The organism is Methanofollis ethanolicus, from assembly GCF_001571385.1.
Lineage (GTDB): Archaea > Halobacteriota > Methanomicrobia > Methanomicrobiales > Methanofollaceae > Methanofollis > Methanofollis ethanolicus.
Window position 1 is genome coordinate 1,250,458 of sequence record NZ_BCNW01000001.1, and the last position, 17,562, is coordinate 1,268,019.

The 17,562-nt window shown below is 59.7% G+C and carries 12 protein-coding genes, 1 tRNA gene and 1 CRISPR repeat array (1 of these 14 only partly in view); of the genes, 7 read left to right on the forward strand and 6 right to left on the reverse strand.

Annotated elements, in window-relative coordinates; genetic code table 11:
• A CRISPR array of direct repeats spans positions 1 to 3,181; the repeat unit is 29 nt; unit sequence CGGTTCATCCCCACGCGTGTGGGGAACAC (it extends 569 nt beyond the left edge of the window).
• A gap of 166 nt (positions 3,182 to 3,347) precedes the next feature.
• Complete coding sequence (locus MEFOE_RS06190) at positions 3,348 to 3,764, forward strand: secondary thiamine-phosphate synthase enzyme YjbQ (RefSeq protein ID WP_067049789.1); 417 nt, start codon at positions 3,348 to 3,350, stop codon at positions 3,762 to 3,764.
• A 25-nt stretch (positions 3,765 to 3,789) separates the two neighbouring features.
• Here the strand turns inward: MEFOE_RS06190 and MEFOE_RS06195 are convergent, their stop codons facing one another.
• The gene (locus tag MEFOE_RS06195) at positions 3,790 to 4,053 is read right to left on the reverse strand and encodes a UPF0147 family protein (protein ID WP_067049792.1); all 264 of its coding nucleotides are present in this window, start codon (positions 4,051 to 4,053) and stop codon (positions 3,790 to 3,792) included.
• A gap of 73 nt (positions 4,054 to 4,126) precedes the next feature.
• Here MEFOE_RS06195 and MEFOE_RS06200 point away from each other — a divergent pair, with 73 nt between their 5' ends.
• The gene (locus MEFOE_RS06200) at positions 4,127 to 4,480 is read left to right on the forward strand and encodes an Sjogren's syndrome/scleroderma autoantigen 1 family protein (protein WP_067049795.1); all 354 of its coding nucleotides are present in this window, start codon (positions 4,127 to 4,129) and stop codon (positions 4,478 to 4,480) included.
• On the opposite strand, the gene MEFOE_RS06205 is transcribed toward MEFOE_RS06200, so the two are convergent.
• Positions 4,471 to 6,699, reverse strand: a complete 2,229-nt coding sequence (locus tag MEFOE_RS06205) for a DEAD/DEAH box helicase (RefSeq protein WP_067049798.1) — start codon at positions 6,697 to 6,699, stop codon at positions 4,471 to 4,473. The two genes, MEFOE_RS06200 and MEFOE_RS06205, sit on opposite strands and share 10 nt — an antisense overlap.
• Positions 6,696 to 8,420 (reverse strand): glycine--tRNA ligase, encoded by a 1,725-nt coding sequence (gene glyS / locus MEFOE_RS06210; protein WP_067049800.1) that lies wholly within the window; start codon positions 8,418 to 8,420, stop codon positions 6,696 to 6,698. Before glyS ends, MEFOE_RS06205 begins: the two co-directional genes overlap by 4 nt.
• A 424-nt stretch (positions 8,421 to 8,844) precedes the next feature.
• On the opposite strand from glyS, the gene MEFOE_RS06215 reads away from it, so the two are divergent.
• Together MEFOE_RS06215 and MEFOE_RS06220 are read left to right on the forward strand one after the other, a co-directional pair.
• Entirely contained in the window at positions 8,845 to 9,453 is a 609-nt protein-coding gene (locus MEFOE_RS06215) for a response regulator receiver protein (protein WP_067049803.1), read from the forward strand.
• A 59-nt stretch (positions 9,454 to 9,512) separates the two neighbouring features.
• Positions 9,513 to 10,184, forward strand: a complete 672-nt coding sequence (locus MEFOE_RS06220) for a metal-dependent hydrolase (protein ID WP_067049805.1) — start codon at positions 9,513 to 9,515, stop codon at positions 10,182 to 10,184.
• A gap of 125 nt (positions 10,185 to 10,309) precedes the next feature.
• Here the strand turns inward: MEFOE_RS06220 and MEFOE_RS06225 are convergent, their stop codons facing one another.
• The 3 genes from MEFOE_RS06225 to MEFOE_RS13695 form a co-directional block, all read right to left on the reverse strand.
• Positions 10,310 to 11,092: a class I SAM-dependent methyltransferase gene (locus MEFOE_RS06225; protein ID WP_067049807.1), complete on the reverse strand. Its 783-nt coding sequence runs from the start codon at positions 11,090 to 11,092 to the stop codon at positions 10,310 to 10,312.
• A gap of 218 nt (positions 11,093 to 11,310) precedes the next feature.
• Complete coding sequence (locus tag MEFOE_RS06230) at positions 11,311 to 12,492, reverse strand: bifunctional 5,6,7,8-tetrahydromethanopterin hydro-lyase/3-hexulose-6-phosphate synthase (RefSeq protein ID WP_067049810.1); 1,182 nt, start codon at positions 12,490 to 12,492, stop codon at positions 11,311 to 11,313.
• Positions 12,493 to 12,939: 447 nt separating this feature from the next.
• Positions 12,940 to 13,110 (reverse strand) — tRNA-Trp (locus MEFOE_RS13695).
• Positions 13,111 to 13,209: 99 nt separating this feature from the next.
• Between MEFOE_RS13695 and MEFOE_RS06235 the strand changes: the two genes are divergently transcribed.
• The 3 genes from MEFOE_RS06235 to MEFOE_RS06245 all read left to right on the forward strand — a co-directional run bounded on the left by MEFOE_RS06235 (position 13,210) and on the right by MEFOE_RS06245 (position 16,452).
• Positions 13,210 to 14,910, forward strand: coding sequence for an AMP-binding protein (locus tag MEFOE_RS06235; protein WP_067049812.1), 1,701 nt, complete (start codon positions 13,210 to 13,212; stop codon positions 14,908 to 14,910).
• A 127-nt stretch (positions 14,911 to 15,037) separates the two neighbouring features.
• On the forward strand, positions 15,038 to 15,412 hold the full coding sequence (locus tag MEFOE_RS06240) for a molybdenum cofactor biosynthesis protein MoaE (protein WP_160329497.1): 375 nt from the start codon (positions 15,038 to 15,040) through the stop codon (positions 15,410 to 15,412).
• Between the two features lie 95 nt (positions 15,413 to 15,507).
• Positions 15,508 to 16,452 (forward strand): aldolase, encoded by a 945-nt coding sequence (locus MEFOE_RS06245; RefSeq protein ID WP_067049819.1) that lies wholly within the window; start codon positions 15,508 to 15,510, stop codon positions 16,450 to 16,452.
• Positions 16,453 to 17,562: the final 1,110 nt, after the last annotated feature.

The window sequence follows — 17,562 nt, forward strand, 5'->3', positions numbered from 1 at the left end:
GGGGAACACAAGAAGCTGCGGCCGACCCGCGTCGGCGGCCTCGGTTCATCCCCACGCGTGTGGGGAACACTAAGTATCAGAATCTCTTACTTTAATCATATACGGTTCATCCCCACGCGTGTGGGGAACACTTTGCAGAAAACAATTATCGCGTGTTTCTGCTCGGTTCATCCCCACGCGTGTGGGGAACACCTCTCGTTCGTGACTCCCCGGAAAAACTGCTACGGTTCATCCCCACGCGTGTGGGGAACACGGGCTACGGGGTTGTTCGATTTCTGATCCGCCCGGTTCATCCCCACGCGTGTGGGGAACACCGGAGCGAGGGCGACTTTTTGCCGACCCTCGCCGGTTCATCCCCACGCGTGTGGGGAACACCGCCGCCGACGCCCCCGCATACGACGAGATTGCGGTTCATCCCCACGCGTGTGGGGAACACTGTAGTCGTAACCCCGCCGACCGTTGGCGATCCGGTTCATCCCCACGCGTGTGGGGAACACATTCGCTTCCAGGATGGTATATCGATCGTTGACGGTTCATCCCCACGCGTGTGGGGAACACGAGATAGGATCTTGTTTTTCGGGTTTGTTTGACGGTTCATCCCCACGCGTGTGGGGAACACATGAATAGCGAGTCTGTAAGGCAGGTACCCCACGGTTCATCCCCACGCGTGTGGGGAACACGCAACAAACAATATCGGACTCGGGTTTATCGGCGGTTCATCCCCACGCGTGTGGGGAACACACGGGCCATCCTGGAGCAGACCCCCTGAATCCCGGTTCATCCCCACGCGTGTGGGGAACACACTAAAAAACCCGATAGACAATGGCTGGCGACCGGTTCATCCCCACGCGTGTGGGGAACACTTTCTGGTTCCGTCGCGGTCGCGCCTGTTCTGACGGTTCATCCCCACGCGTGTGGGGAACACCCATCGCCGCATGCCACGCCCGGGTGCGGCCTCGGTTCATCCCCACGCGTGTGGGGAACACACCGTCCGGGCGCTCGGCCATGCGATCAGCGCCGGTTCATCCCCACGCGTGTGGGGAACACTACCGGCACCACGGCCGCGAGACCGCGTACACCGGTTCATCCCCACGCGTGTGGGGAACACTCCTCCGGGGGGATGCTCTCGGTCTCCTGGTTCGGTTCATCCCCACGCGTGTGGGGAACACGCGCGTCCACCTGGAACGGCTCGATGGAGGATCGGTTCATCCCCACGCGTGTGGGGAACACCGGGGCGGAGAATCTGAGGGTTGCGATTGCATCGGTTCATCCCCACGCGTGTGGGGAACACCGCGAGAAAATTGAGACTCTAAACTCGGTAATCGGTTCATCCCCACGCGTGTGGGGAACACTATTACTACCGGCGCAGTGGCCGCGCTTGTGTCGGTTCATCCCCACGCGTGTGGGGAACACGAAAACCACCGAGGTAACAGTTGGAGGAGAATCGGTTCATCCCCACGCGTGTGGGGAACACGCAGACAAAGGAATTCGCTACAACCTACGGGGCGGTTCATCCCCACGCGTGTGGGGAACACCAAAGGCGATGAAATCCTCGAAGGAGATGGACAGGTTCATCCCCACGCGTGTGGGGAACACTCGATAATGAGAACGGATGTTGAATTATATGGCGGTTCATCCCCACGCGTGTGGGGAACACATTTGTAGTATTATCGATTTTCTCGATTGCCTCGGTTCATCCCCACGCGTGTGGGGAACACGATCCCACTGGTATGGTCCGAATTTGCAAAGTAGGTTCATCCCCACGCGTGTGGGGAACACCACGCGAGGCATTGATGCTATTTAAACAATTGCGGTTCATCCCCACGCGTGTGGGGAACACGTCGCTTAGAGTAATCAAGTCCTTATAGGTCACGGTTCATCCCCACGCGTGTGGGGAACACACCACCGAAACGAATACCAGATAGCACGCGCGCGGTTCATCCCCACGCGTGTGGGGAACACCCGAATAAACCTAAGAACGTCGTCAGAAATGCCGGTTCATCCCCACGCGTGTGGGGAACACCCGGAAATAGCAGACCCTGCAGCGCAGCTCATCGGTTCATCCCCACGCGTGTGGGGAACACCGTAGTCGAAAGCGGAAGGAAACTACCGACCGCGGTTCATCCCCACGCGTGTGGGGAACACTTGTTCTCGAACGCGGTGCGCGACTCGGCTTCCGGTTCATCCCCACGCGTGTGGGGAACACATGCCGATTTGGCCGACGATTTTCTGATATATCGGTTCATCCCCACGCGTGTGGGGAACACCTACGGGTGTTGTGAAAATCTGGTGGGAAAATCGGTTCATCCCCACGCGTGTGGGGAACACCTCGAAATTGTTGAACACGGCGTCCACGCGCTCGGTTCATCCCCACGCGTGTGGGGAACACCACACCCACCAACATTCAGGACACGTCTGCCGCGGTTCATCCCCACGCGTGTGGGGAACACCCCATCAGAGAGCAGCGAATCCATCAGGAAATCGGTTCATCCCCACGCGTGTGGGGAACACGAAACGGCGGACCAATCAGACTTATGAAAGCGGGGTTCATCCCCACGCGTGTGGGGAACACCTCGGGCAAGACAGACGATCCCAAATATTTACCGGTTCATCCCCACGCGTGTGGGGAACACGCGGTAGAGGTCAGAAATGGTGTAGGCGATCTCGGTTCATCCCCACGCGTGTGGGGAACACCATAGCGCCAACGCTCATGCGTGCGCTGTATTCGGTTCATCCCCACGCGTGTGGGGAACACGTAACCTCGGCGCCGGTGATCTGGTCGGACACGGTTCATCCCCACGCGTGTGGGGAACACAACACCGTGGCAGTGGGCGGGACACGAATGACCGGTTCATCCCCACGCGTGTGGGGAACACTTCGGCGCCACCTCCGCCACCATGGGCATGATCGGTTCATCCCCACGCGTGTGGGGAACACGACCGCGGGCCTCGATGTCTACTCCGGCAAGGCGGTTCATCCCCACGCGTGTGGGGAACACTCCGTCGATGCGCTCGACGTAGCCGTCAGACTCGGTTCATCCCCACGCGTGTGGGGAACACGATACGCTCGGATACCTGCAAACCTCTATAGTCGGTTCATCCCCACGCGTGTGGGGAACACGTGATCGGGTGACTCATGTCCTTCCGGTACACCGGTTCATCCCCACGCGTGTGGGGAACACTCTTCTCCTTATCATTCCCGGAAGGGTTATTCCTTCCGACACATCCCCCGTCCCCGACGACCGGCGAGAGAAAACCCCCGCCTCACCCCGACATTTTTCCTCCGGCACGAAGAACATTCTGGTCCGGCACCGCCACCCTTTTCCCCCCTCCCGCCGAGGACACCGCATGGTCTACCAGGAAGAGATCACCGTCACCACCCATGGCGAAGGAGAGATCGTCGACCTCACCCTCGCGGTGCGACGGTGCGTCGCCGCAAGCGGCACCGTGACCGGCGCCTGCACCCTCTTTCTCATCGGGTCGACCGCCGCCCTCACCACCATCGAATACGAAGACGGCGTCCTCCGCGACCTTGCAGACGCCCTCGAACGCGTCGCCCCCTCCGGCATCGCCTATGCCCACGACGCACGCTGGGGAGACGGCAACGGCCGCTCGCACGTGCGGGCGTCCCTTGTCGGCCCGTCGCTCGTCGTCCCTGTCCAGGACGGGGCGTTACGCCTCGGCACCTGGCAGCAGATCGTCCTCCTCGAACTCGACGTCAGGGAGCACCGGGAGCGGACCGTCCTGTGCACGGTCATCCCCTGAAAAAGATAATATACGAAAAAAAAGTTCAGTCGAGAGGGATGCTCTCAAGCTGCGAGACAAGTTCCCAGATGCGGGTGCGGGCGTGAACCGGCATGTTCGGGTCGTTGCTGATCTCGTCAATGGTGGAGATGGCCTCTGCTGCCCTGAACCCGATACTCTTTTCCTCGTTCATAAGAAGGGTCTTTGTTTCGTCGGCAACCCTGCGGATGTTCCGTGGGATTGTGTTATCTTCGGAAATATGCTGAAGCATCTGGATACAGACATTTATCGTTTCTTGTGGAGTGGCCATACTCAATCACCCTTTATACTATATCATTGCCAGTCTTATATACATTCATTTATCAGAGGAATCGGTGACCCACATGGCAGAGAAAAAACCCGAGGACATCATGGCCGAATACCTCCTGAAAGGAGGCAAAATGCTTGCAAAGGAGTGCAAAACATGCGGATCTCCTCTCTTCGAGTACAGGGGGAAGACATTCTGCGTTGTCTGTGCCGAGAGAGGTGCGGAGGGTGAGCGCGCCCCGGCGCCCGTCGCAACGCCCGCGACCGCCGCCGTACCCCGGCCTGCAGGGTCGGCCGAGGCCGGGATCGAAGGGGCGATCGCCTCCCTCTGCGCCCGCGTCGAAGGCGAGCAGGACGAGCGGCGCTGCCTCACCCTTATGGAAGCCGTGCTCGCCGGTGCCGAGGCCCTCCGGATGCTCCGTCAACCATAAGGGCGGCGACTGAGGTCAAGGATCGTCCCGGCAGTCTTCTCTCCGATCCCCTTCACCTTCATCAGGTCCTCTTTTTCCGCGTCGATGACCGCTTGCACAGACCCGAAATGTTCGAGGAGAGCCCGGGCACTCTTCAGCCCGACCTCGGGGAAGGCGGCGATCACGTTCTCCTGCTGCTCGACTGCAGTTGCAAAAGTCTTTCCCGACGGCAACTTCCGCTCACCGCCCCCTTCGCTTTCCTCGCGCTTTGCGAGCACGGCGAGCATCTCCGCGGTCTCCTCGGCCGACCGCGTGAAGAGGACAGAGACCCCCATCCCCACCGTGATCGCTGCAAGGGCACCCCGGATCGCATTCGGATGGATGTCCCGCGCCGCATACAGGTCGCCCTCGCCCTCGACGATCAGCACCGGCCTCACCGCCGCGGCCGCCAGCTCCCGCACCTGCCCGAGGAGGTCACGCTCGACCAGAGTGTCCGCGAAGTCCTGCACCGTCTTCCTCTCGACAAGGATGCGGTCGCCGACGGCATAGTCACCGACCTCCAGGCGCGTCAGGGTGACCCGAAGCCCGAGGTCTGAGAGAGTCTCGGCGACGCGGGACGCCATCTCCCGGTCGTCCACCGTGATCGCCGGTCCCGACGGTGCCGGTGCGGGCGGCGCGGCAAATGCCCCGATGCTCATCTGGACAGGAGCGGGCGCGCCGGAATCCCTGAGTTTGCGGATACCCTTGATCATCGCCTTCTCTCTCTGCTGGGAGACGAAGCGGTAGACCTCGTCCGACGTACCCTTCGTGGTGAGGACGACGATCCTGCCGGCGCCGCTCCTGCCGGTCCTCCCCTTCCTCTGGATACTTCTGATCTCCGACGGGACCGCCTCGTAGAAGACGACAAGGTCGGTCGACGGGACGTCGAGACCCTCCTCGCCGACCGACGTCGAGACGATCGCCGGGAACTCCCCCTCCCTGAACCTCTTCAGGACATCGATCTGCTGCTTCTGGGAGAGCCCCTTCTCCGCGTCACGGGACGCTTGCCCGACAAAACGCTCGGCATGAATGCCGGCGTCGGCGAGGGCGCCGACGAGGAGGCCGACCGTGTCCCGGAAACTTGCAAAGAGGATCGTCCGGCTCTCCGGGTGCTCCCGCGCCTGTTCTGCGACAAGAGAAACGGCCAGCCCGACCTTGGGGTGGAGTTCGCCGTCCCACGACGCCGCCCGGTCGCAGAGACGCTGGAAGACCGGGTCGGCTGCAAGACGTATGCTTGCCTTTGTCCCGCTCCCCGACCTCCCCTCGGACGCGAGTTTTTCGAGGTACGCGGTGAGGACGCGACTCCCCTGCGCCTCGGCAAGGGAGACGGCGTGGCGGAGTTTCATCAATTCGGCATAGATCGAGGCCGCCATGAAACCCGCCTGGTCGCGCTGTGCGATCCGTCCCTGGATCTCGGCGTTGAGACGGTTGAGAGCCTTCATGGAGAGTTTGTCCCGGACAGGGGCGTGGAACTCGGCCCTGTTCAGGGCGGCCAGGCGGGAATCGAGGAGGATGTTCAGGTCGGCGATGGCAAGGCCAAGTTCGCCGGGCAGGTCCACCGAGAGGTACTCCATCTCCCGCTCGTGGACGTACGGGCGGACGTCGGCGTCTGACTCGGTCCTCGTCTCGACCTGCACGACGCCGAGGTTTTCCATCACCTCCTCCACCTTCCCGTGGTCGCCGCCCGGACTTGCGGTCATCGCAAGGAGGAGGGGTTTTGCCGCCGTCGATAGGTAACGCCGGGCAAGAAAGACATAGGCATAGTTCCCGACCGCCCGGTGGCACTCGTCCACGACGAGGAGAGTGACATCGTCGAGCGAGTACCTCCCCGCGATCAGGTCGTTCTTGATCACTTGCGGCGTCGCAAAGATTGCCTGCGCACCGTCCCACGCCATTTTCCGGTCGTCGGGGCCGGTGGCGCCGGTGAAGATCGCACAGGCGCCCTCAGGCAGGGCGAGGCGCTCGGAGAAATAGCGGAGGTGCTGTTCGACCAGGGGCTTTGTCGGCGCGAGGACGAGCAGCCTCCCCCCCTCGCGGTACAGCCGCGACGCCGCCACGATCAGGGCGACGGCGGTCTTCCCGAGACCCGTCGGGAGGACCACCATCGTGTGGGCGTCCATCGCCTTCAGGGCGATGGCGAGTTGATAACGCCGCTCCTCCAGGCTTTCCGGCCTGATGAGGGGGTGGGTGAGGTAGTTCATGCCTGTTTCAGGTCTGCAAACCGCGTGTGACCGGAGACGAGCGACATGAGCGTTGCATGAACGTCGGCGATCGGGAGGCGCACCTGCTCCATGGAGTCGCGGTCGCGCAGGGTGACCGTGCCCTTCTCCTTCGTCTCGTAGTCGATGGTGACGGCAAAGGGAGTCCCGATCTCATCCTGGCGGCGGTACCGCCTGCCAATGGCACCGTTGTCATCGTAGTCGGCAAGGATGCCGCCGTCCTGGAGGTCGAGGGCGATCTCCCGCGCCGTGGCGTCGAGGCCGTCCTTGTTCACGAGTGGGAAGACGGCAACCTGGACCGGGGCGACACAGGGTGCGAAGTGCAACACGCGCCTCTCCTCGCCCTCGACCATCTCCTCGCCGTAGGCGTGTTCGAGGACGCCGTAGATCATCCTGTCGATACCGTACGAGGGCTCGATGACATGAGGCCGCACCTCGACGCCGCGGACCTCGACCTCCTCCTCGCTGACAGTGTAGAGGTCACCGGGGATGTGGTAGGTCTCACCGTCGACGACAACATCGGCGCCGTCAGGGCCGGGCGCGGCCTCTGCAAGGGCGTCGGCGATCTTCTTCGCCTTACCGCGGTACTTCGGCCCGAGAGTGCCCATGTCCGCGACGATCCGCAACCTCTTCTCCTTCCGTGCCTCGGCGAAGGGGACGAAGACGGTCATGGAGTCGCCGCTCTCCTTCGAATGAGCGCGCAGGTCGTAGTCTGTCCTGTCCGCGATGCCGACTGTCTCGACCCAGCCAAAGCGGTCGGAGAGAACCTCGGCGTCCCAGCAGTCGATCGCATAGTGCGCCCTCTCGTCGGGCAGGTGCTGCCTGAAACGCATCCGTGCGGGGTCGATCCCGATGGTGACCAGGAGCTCGTGGGTGAGGGCCAGGTAGTACGCGATATACTCGTTGGCGATGATCCCCTCGTCCACCGCCTCGCGCATCGTCTTCGTGATCGCGGGCAGATCTTTCTGCTGCTGCTCGATCCCCCAGAGATCGACTGTATAGTCGGCATAGCGGGAGAAATTCGGGTGTCTCTTCTCCTCGGGGTGGACGAAGATCTCGGCCTCGGCCTGGGTGAACTCGCGCAGGCGGATCATGCCCTGCCTGGGAGAGATCTCGTTCCTGTACGACTTGCCGATCTGGACCGCACCGAAGGGGAGTTTCATCCGGTAAAAGCGGGAGAGACGGGAGAAGTCGGTGAACATGCCCTGCGCCGTCTCAGGCCGCAGGTATCCCCGCCTCTGCGAACCCGGACCGATCGTCGTCTGGAACATCAGGTTGAAGTCGAAGACCTCGACGCTGCCGAAGACTTCGTCGCAGGCCGGGCACCTGGCAGGAGCGACAGCCTTCGCAAGATCCTCTTTCGAGAGAATACCGGCGTTGTGGATGCCGCAAGCCTCGGCAAGGTGGTCGGCCCGGAAGTACTCGTTGCAGTGGGGGCACTGGCACATCTTGTCGGCGAAGCCCTTCACATGCCCGGAGGCAACATATATAGATTCTGTCCCGACGGTCGGGCACTCGATCTCGTAGTAGCCCTCCCTGATGACATAGTAATGCCTCCAGATCGCCTCGATCCGGCGTTTCATCATCGCACCGAGGGGGCCGTAATCGATGAACCCTGCAACCGCACCATAGACTTCTGCGGAGGGCCAGACAAAACCGCGGCGTTTTGCCAGCTCTATGACTTTATCGTAGATATCACTCACTGCAATCAGTCCCGCTATACTATTTAAACTGGGAGATTAAAAAGCCACTTTTCTGCGATATCATCTGATGAGCAAAGGCCAATCCCCATAGAGAGACAGCGCCGCATGGGGCCTGTGTGCTCTTCGGCACTATCTTTATGGGGCGAGAGAAAGAACGTATCCTCAGAGTTTTGGCCGTGTTTCCTTACTTATTAAGGGGAACAGGGCCCCTCCAGGAACTGGTTGCCTGCGCGAGAATCCGGAAATCGGCGGATATAATGAGGTAATTATAAACCTTACTTTTTTTGACGAAAGGTGTTTAGATAGTCTGATAAAAAAAATAAGACTCATAGCTCCCTAAATCTACAGGGATCCAAAAATGTTCAATTGATAATAATTAAATATCATGAGGCGTATTGTTATGCAGACCTAGTGTGGTATTGCCATGCCAGCAGACAAGAGAAAAAAGGAACTCCTTGCACTCTTCCAGGACATCACCAGCAAGACGGAGATAGTCGAGCCGATGAAGAAGATCCATGGGAGTCTCAGGGACCGCGATGCGGTTGGTCGCGAGGTCGCACTGATCATGCGCGAGATTCTGGATCTGGGGTTCTTCCAGACCAAACTCTCCCCCCGCCAGCTTGCGACTCTGGTCATCTCCTTCAATGAAGAGAGAAACGACACCGAAATCGCGCGTGAACTCGGCAATGAGAAACTTGCAAAGACTGTGGCGCGGGCACGCGTGAGGCTGAAGCTCTTCAGGGACTCGGACTTCGACATGCCTTTCGACCGGAAGTACCTCTCCGAGCTGGTCGCATCGGAGAAGACGATGAACGAGATCTCGGCACTTCTCGGGATCAGTTCCTCGTCCCTCAGGGAATACCGGCACGTGATCGCCATGGAAGAGGACGCAACGCTCGACCCCTTCTTGGAGCGGATCAAGGACGTCCTCGAAGACCGCGACCTCACCGAGCAGATGACCCGCGGCCTCGTCAATGACGGCCTTTCTGAAGCGATCGATGCGACAGAAGCCGAACTGATCGACGTGACCTGAACGAATCTCGCGACCACCCGACCACCCCCTTTTTTTATTCCCGGTACAGACGGGAGTGCATGAAGATCACATGGCCTGGTCATGCCTGCTTCCTCCTTGAGGGCAGCAGGAGCGTACTGATCGATCCGTTCGTGCCGTCCGGCCCTATCAGGGCCGTACCTGACATCGTGGCAGTAACCCACGGACATGCCGATCACCTCGGCGAAGCCGTGCGCTTCGGAAAACCGACCGTGGCAATGAACGAGATCGCGAAGTACCTGCGGGACCGGGGCGTGCCCGCAGAACCGATGAACATCGGCGGCACGATCGAGGTGGAGGGCGTCTCTTTCACGATGACCCCGGCGCTGCACTCCTCCTGGCTGGAGGAAGCGGGCGGCGGCTATTACGGTGGAGTGGCCGCGGGTTTCGTTGTCAGGATGGACGGTGTCAATGTCTACCACGCGGGGGACACCGGCCTCTTCTCTGACATGAAACTCGTTCACGACCTCTACCGCCCCGACGTCGCCCTCCTCCCTGTTGGGGGACGGTACACAATGGGGCCACAGGAAGCGATGATGGCCGCGGAGTTTGTCGGTGCGCCGACGGTCATCCCGATGCACTACAACTCCTTCCCTGCGATCGAGCAGGACCTCACCGGCTTCAAGGCGGCAATCGAGCGGACGACCGATATGAAGGTTGTCATTCTCGAACCGGGCGGAAGCGTCGAGGTGGGGGAGGAGAGAGGATACTGAAGGGAAAATGAAAGAAACGGACGCAGGTTGGGAAGACCCCTGCGTATTTTTTTTCTCTATCGTGGTGGTCGCCGGAGGACGACTCGAAGGACGCAATCCGGGCACATCAAAGACCTGAGGTTCGATTATTTCCGTGCAAAAACATTGATCCGTCTGAACGTCTCAAAACACCTGCCGTCTTCGCCCTCTGTCCGTTCGATCATCCTTCCGATCATCTCTGCCCTGAAATCTTCCCTGACATCGGCATCAGGGATGTACTGCAAAAAAGGCACCAGTGACGGCTGATCGATCCAGCGTATCATCTCATCTTCATCGCGGAAATATCGGTCTGCGTTTTCGTCCCAGACCCTGAACTCAGAATATAACGCGGCAGAACCGATACGCTCATACTCCTTCGTACCCGGCATATACCAGGGCCACTCGAAATTCCTGAAATAATGACAGAATTCATCCTGCCGCATCGCCTCCCTGACGACGGTGATGAAATGAGAACAGTTCCCATCCCCTGCAAAATTAAATCTGAGTATTCCACCTTCTTTGAGGGCGGCATAGCAGTTTTTCAACAGTTTATCATGATCCTTCACCCAGTGTAACGCGGCGTTGGATATGATGACCGAAAAAGTCTCCCTATAGTCGAGATCATCGATATCCTGAAGTTTGAATTCAAGACCTGGCGTTTCATACTCGCGGGCTTTTGCGATCATGCCGTCGGATGCATCGATGCCTATCACTCGCCCCTGCCCGATGCGCTCTTTGATCATTCGCGTCAGGAAACCATCGCCGCATCCCAGGTCGAGGACGACATCATCATCTCTGAAGTCGATGGATTCGATCAGTTTTGTTCCCCATTCTTTCTGAGGCTTCGAGGCTTTCAGATATTTGCGGCCATCAAAATCATATCCCGTCATCCTTTCTCCAGGTAGAGAGATCGTGAAATGAGGGAAATAAACTTTGTAGAAATAGTGTTCCCGGAGAAGGCGATCGTTCGGCGTCTCACAACCCCGTTCAGGATGGACAAGGCCATCTCAATGCGGAGGTGCACGTAACGTGAGCGAGAGATCGAAAATTTCACCGACAGGGAGTGACACGTCGGGGAAGAAAATTCACAGCGCCCAAAAAAAAAGATTTAGAAATCGGTCATCACGCGGAACTGGTCGATCTCCTCGGAGTTCATCCTGCTGAGGACCTCCTCGGTAGCGCGGCGGATGTCCTTGCTTGCGGTGATTGCACGGCCGACGACAAGGATGTCTGCGCCCGATGCAATCGCCTTCGGCACGACTTCCGCCCTGACCCCGCCGGCGGTTGCGACAAGGAGCTTGCCGCCCGCTGCCTTCTTGATCTCCGGGATGTTGCCCCAGGAGTATTCCTGCCCCTCGGTGTCGATAGCGCGGTGGAGTTCCACGATGTCGGGCTTGACCTTCAGGGAGGCGATGAGGGCGACCGGGTCCTTGACATTGAGCATGTCGATGACCGAGTAGATACCGGTCTTCTTCGTCTCCTCGATCGCCTTCTCGATGGTGGCGTTCGGTGCGAGACCGGAGATGACGACGGCGTCGGCACCGGCGTCCGAGGCCATCCGTGCTTCGAGGTTGCCGGTGTCGAGAGTCTTGAGGTCGGCGATGATGAACGCAGTCGGGCGGATCTTCCTGATCTCGCCGAGAACATTGAGGCCGAACTGCTTGATCAGAGGCGTGCCTGCCTCGAAGACCACATGGTCGTTTTCAGGGACGGCAGTGAGCACGGCTTCGACCCTCTTCATGTCCACGAGGTCCATAGCGACCTGGAGGTACGGCGGGTTCCAGAGGCGCTGCACCTTGAAGCCCATAACCGCGTGGGCGGCCCGGTCCTTCTCGAAGAGAAGGGTCTCGGTGTCAGGGAACTTCTGGAGAGCGCGGCGGATCGCAAGCTTGGTTGCGCCGTAGTTGGAGCGGTAGATCTTGTTGTAGTCCTTTGCCTCGGGCGCAATGAAGACCGACGCAAGGATGACAGTCTCATCGAGGTCGATACCCTCGAAGACACCCTCCTCAACAGAGTCGGCGACAGCCTTCGCGACGGCGGCCTGGGCCGGACCGAAGATCTCTTTCACCTGTTCGCCCGTCTTCAGGGTCACCTTCGGGATGATGAGGGTGACGGGCTTGGTGAGAAGGTTCGGGCGGATGACCGCAAGGAGCGGGGTGTGGCCTGCGGAAAGCTGAGAAATGCTGTTCGCAAAGGCCATCCCGACCGGACCCTGCTTGTCCCCCATGACAAGGTCGATGTGCGCGAGTTCCGCGCCGGTTCCTACAAGAGCTTCACCTATAAGATACATGGACAATCCCTTCAATATGCTGCATAAAGATAGGGTGGACTCATACATAAAGTGACGGGCGCCAGGGGAACGGAGGGCCAGGGCGAAAGATGAAGGGGCCTCAAACCCGGGATCCCGGAGACGGCAAAGGTGGCTTCTGTCAGGATCATCCCTGACTGCACGCCGACCACCCGCAGCCCCCGGGGCGCCTTTCCCGGCCGGTGCGCCCTGCGGATTGTCCTGCCAGATCTGCGCGCTGTCCTTCCAGCACTGCAGGTGCCGGGCCAGGTCATGAAAATACGGCGCCGTGCTCATGTGCGCCTCGATCTCAGTGGTCAACCAGAACCCCACGTTCTCTTCGGACGACACGGCTCCTGTCATAGAAGATGTACAGGCATTTGGAAACGACAGTATCACGTAAGAATCGCAGAGAATACGAATAGAACCATTGAACAGGATCAGAAAACGTGGGGTCGGTGAGATTTGAACTCACGATCGACGGGTCTCTCCGACATGCGCGGGGAGCACGAATGTTGCATCAGTGCTCCAACGGGTCATCATCATCATCAGTAGACCCATTGTTCATCACACGCAAAGACCGCTGGAGCCCGTCGCCATTCCGGACTAGGCCACGACCCCACACTGGCATCGTATATATTCGGCATTCCCCTCATTTAAAAATTGCGTTCGGGAGCACTAATCATATATTGTCTCCCTTCCTCATGTACTGGGAAAATTATGGCTACGGGCAGTTATGCATGCGGACACTCGGCGATGTCGCTGATGGGGGAGACCATCGGCGCCATGCTGAACCGGATTGCTACCCAGTACCCGGACAACGAAGCCCTGGTATCGGTGCACCAGAACATCCGCTGGACATACAGGGAGTTCCTTCTTCAGGTAAACTCTCTTGCACGTGGTCTTATGGCGCTCGGCGTCGGGCGCGGGGACAGGGTTGCGATCTGGGCGATGAACTACGCGGAGTGGACGATGACCCAGTTCGCGACTGCAAAGATCGGCGCCATCCTGGTGAACATCAACCCCGACTACCGTGTCTTCGAACTCGAATACGCGCTGAAACAGGCCGAGGTCTCGACCCTCATTGTGCAGGGGCGTTTCAAGACCTCCGACTATGTCGGCATGGTCTACGAGGCCTGCCCCGAGGCGATCGAGGCGCGGCCCGGCAGAGTTTCCTCGGAGAAGTTCCCCTTCCTCCGAAACATCATCTTCATGGGCGACATCCCGTACAACGGCATGTTCTCCTGGGACGAGGTGCTCCAGAAGGGGGAGGCGATCAGCCCCGACGAACTGGAGGAACGCGAGGAGACCCTCAACTTCGACGACGCCATCAACATCCAGTACACGAGCGGGACGACCGGTTTCCCGAAGGGCGTCGTCCTCACCCACCACGGCGTCATGAACAATGGCTACATCATCGGCGAGGGGATGAAGTTCACCGAGAAGGACCGCCTCTGCATCCCCGTGCCCTTCTACCACTGCTTCGGCATGGTCCTCTCGAACATGGCCTCGGTCACCCACGGCACGACGATGGTCATCCCGGCCCCGGTCTTCAATGCCGAGGCTGTCCTGAAGACGATCCAGAACGAGCGGTGCACCGCCGTCCACGGCGTGCCGACGATGTTCATCGCCGAACTTTCCCACCCGGACTTTAGAAAATACGATTATTCCACCCTTCGCACCGGGATCATGGCCGGTTCCCCCTGCCCGATCGAGGTGATGAAGCAGGTCAACAGTCTCATGAATATGCGGGATATCGTCATCGTCTACGGGCAGACCGAACTCTCGCCCGGCATCACCATGACGACGGTGAACGACCCCCTGGAGCGCAGGGTCACGACTGTCGGCAGGCCATTCCCGCACACCGAGATCAAGATCATCGACCCGAACACAAAGAGGATCGTCCCCTACGGCGAGATCGGCGAAATATGCGCCCGCGGTTATATGGCGATGAAGTGCTACTACAACAATCCCTCGGCCACCCGCGCAACCCTGGACCAGAACGGCTGGCTCCACACCGGCGACCTCGGCGTGATGGACGAGGAGGGGTACGTGAAGATGTCCGGGCGCCTGAAGGAGATGGTGATCCGGGGCGGCGAGAACATCTACCCACGGGAGATCGAGGAGTTCCTCCACCACCACCCAAAGATTGCCGACGCATATGTGATTGGCGTGCCCGACGAGAAGTACGGCGAGGAACTGATGGCCTGGGTAAAGCCGAAGAACGGGCAGGCCCTCACGAAGGAGGAGATCGTCGAGTTCTGCACCGGCCAGATCGCCCGCTTCAAGATCCCGCGGTACTACAAGTTCGTGGACAGTTTCCCGATGTCGGTCACGGGAAAGATCCAGAAGTTCAAGATGCGCGAGATGGCGATCCCCGAACTCGGCCTCGAAGGGGCCTCGAAGATCCAGACCGCCTGAGAGATCGGCATCCCTTTTTTTCAGACGGCCTGGCAGGCGTCAAGGAGATCATTTTTATGTACTGCTTCCGGTAATGACTCCTGACTCCCTGGGGCAGATGTCCCACAGGGGGATGGAGGAGAGTAGTATGGTCGGGATCACACGCAGCGAGATCGACACCAGTGCACCGATGAGGGCATCGAGCGCTGCTCTGGCAGGCTCGGTCGTCACCTATGTCGGCCGGGTGCGGGCCGAGGAGGGCGCCACCGGGCTTTCGATCGAGGCGGATATCGAGCAGGCGACGAAGAGCCTGGAATCGATCCGGGAAGAGGCGGTCAGGCGTTTCGGGCTGAGTTGTGCAGATGTCGTGCATAGGATCGGCGAGGTCACTGTCGGTGACGTGATCCTCCTGGTGGCCGCGGGCGCACCGGAGAGAGACGCGGCCTTTGAGGCGTGCACGTACATCGTCGAGGCGGTGAAAGAACAAAATATCATCAAAAAAAGGGCACTGCTCGCAGCCTGAATAGCGACAGGGCCGCCCTGTCCCTCTAAACCACCTATTTTCCCGTGCAAAAAAGGGAAGAGAACCTTTAACCTGATGCCGCACCACCCGAATGCATGCCCTACACCCTCAGGCTGATCTCCATCGAGGAGAAGGACGACCTGGCGGCACGGTACGCCGCACAGGTCAGGTACGAGATCAAGTCCGATATCTACGGCTGCTGTATCAAACTTCTCACCGGCGACCGCAGTGTCAAGGAGCGCTGGGAGGAGAATTTCTTCTTCATCTCCCAGTCGATCCGCTCTCACGGTCGCCTTTATGTCCTCCGCGATCCGGCGGCCTCGAAAGACACGGTCTTCTATGACCCGGCGACAAGGACGGCGTTCCTCCTCAATGTCACCTACTATGGCTGGGTGAAGTCCCTCGCCCTCTCTGTGGCAGGCGACACCCTGGAGGACGGACACGGGATCGCTTCCATCCACGGGGCCTGCATCGACGCTGACGGTCGGGGGTGCTGCATTCTGGGGGCGTCAGGCGCGGGCAAGACCACCCAGACGTACGGTCTCCTCCGCGACCCGCGGGTGCGGGTGGTCGCCGACGACTGGTCATTCGCCCGCATCTTCGGGGACGAGGTTTTTGCCTATGGTTCTGAGAAGAACTTCTACATCAGGGCAGATCTCGCCACCATCTGGCCGGAATATACCGACCTCGTCGCCCGCGCCGATTTCGACACTGAGGGCCGCGCCGTTGTGGACCTGCGGTCTGTCGTTGGGAAGGGGCGCATCCTCCCGATGACCACGATCAGGACGGTCGTCCTCCTCCACCGCGATCCCGGAGAGGCGCAGACGGTCACGGCCTGCAGTCCCGGCACCGCCCTTGACGTGCTCGCGGCTGCGGGCTACTACAACCCCCACCTCCTTGTCAGGACGCCCTTCAAGGAAAATCTCCGGAGACGGTTCTTTGCAGCGCTGCTGGGGGCGGCGCGGGTCTATGTCGTCAACACGACCGGCACGCCCGAGGAGACGCAAGGGATGCTGCGCGGGATCGTCTTCGGGGAGTAAGAGTGAGAGGATTTACCCGGCATGGGATATGGACATAGGGTGCTGGACACGGCTCATACATCCGCCATCCCCCCACAACCACCGGGGACTGCTCCGCTCCCCGACCCCGCTTTAGGATTGGAGAGATGGCAATTTCCCCCGCAGTCTTCTCTTCTCTCTTCCCGGTCCTATCTTGATTTCGGGGGTCCGGGGGCAACGAGAAAGCCGTCTGGCTTTCGAGGTGCGAACGAAATGAGCATGAGAAAACGGAAAATCGGGCTTTGTAGAAATCCTCCTCCATCGGTTGATAGTGCGTGCCGATCCTCTGCCTTCCCGTTCGCCGGGGGACTTTTGCCCCCGGACCCCCGCGCGAGGATTGGTCCCGGGAAGAAAGGGTCGGAGTCCTGGAGGAGGAGGCCATCCCGCCCCCATCTTAATGGCAGGGGGTATGGGAGGGCGACCGACGGGAGTCGAGAAAAACGTAGTTTTTCGAGCGGCAGCCCCCCTGGACCAGGCACGTCTGAACAGAATTTTTTCCCCTATCACGTCAGGAAGTACTTTCCCACAAGGGTTTACCATGAAAATGATCCCGAAGAACGTCTCTCCGGGTTTGCACGGAACTCTGACTCTCATCGAGCATCCCCTTTCAGAGATGGGAGGTCCGCATTCTGCCTTCCCGGCCCTATTGCACTGCGGGGGTCCGGGGGCAAAAGTCCCCCGGCGCGAGCGTGGGGGAAGGCATGTTGACCAGCAGACCACAAAAACAATTTTCATCGCGTATGCTTGAATCCCCCGAGACCCATGCCCGATTCTCCAGAGCCGAAAATCGAAAATTTTCTCGTTCAGGCACATCCTTGATGTGCACTGAGACGAAGTCTTTGAGCAGTCCCTCGGCGACCTGTACGGGGAAGGCAGTTGATCGGTATCCCGAGCCGGGGGACTACAGCGAAACCTACGGTTTCTCGAACTCACTGACGCTCGTTCCCCGCTCGGGATAGGGGCGTGATGGTTATTTTCCTCCTCAGAATATTCTGTTCACTCTTCTCAGGACCAATCATGAGCGCAGGGAACGACAGAAGTTTTTCGAGGTGCGACCGAAGGGAGCATGAAAAAGCCGTCTGGCTTTCGAGG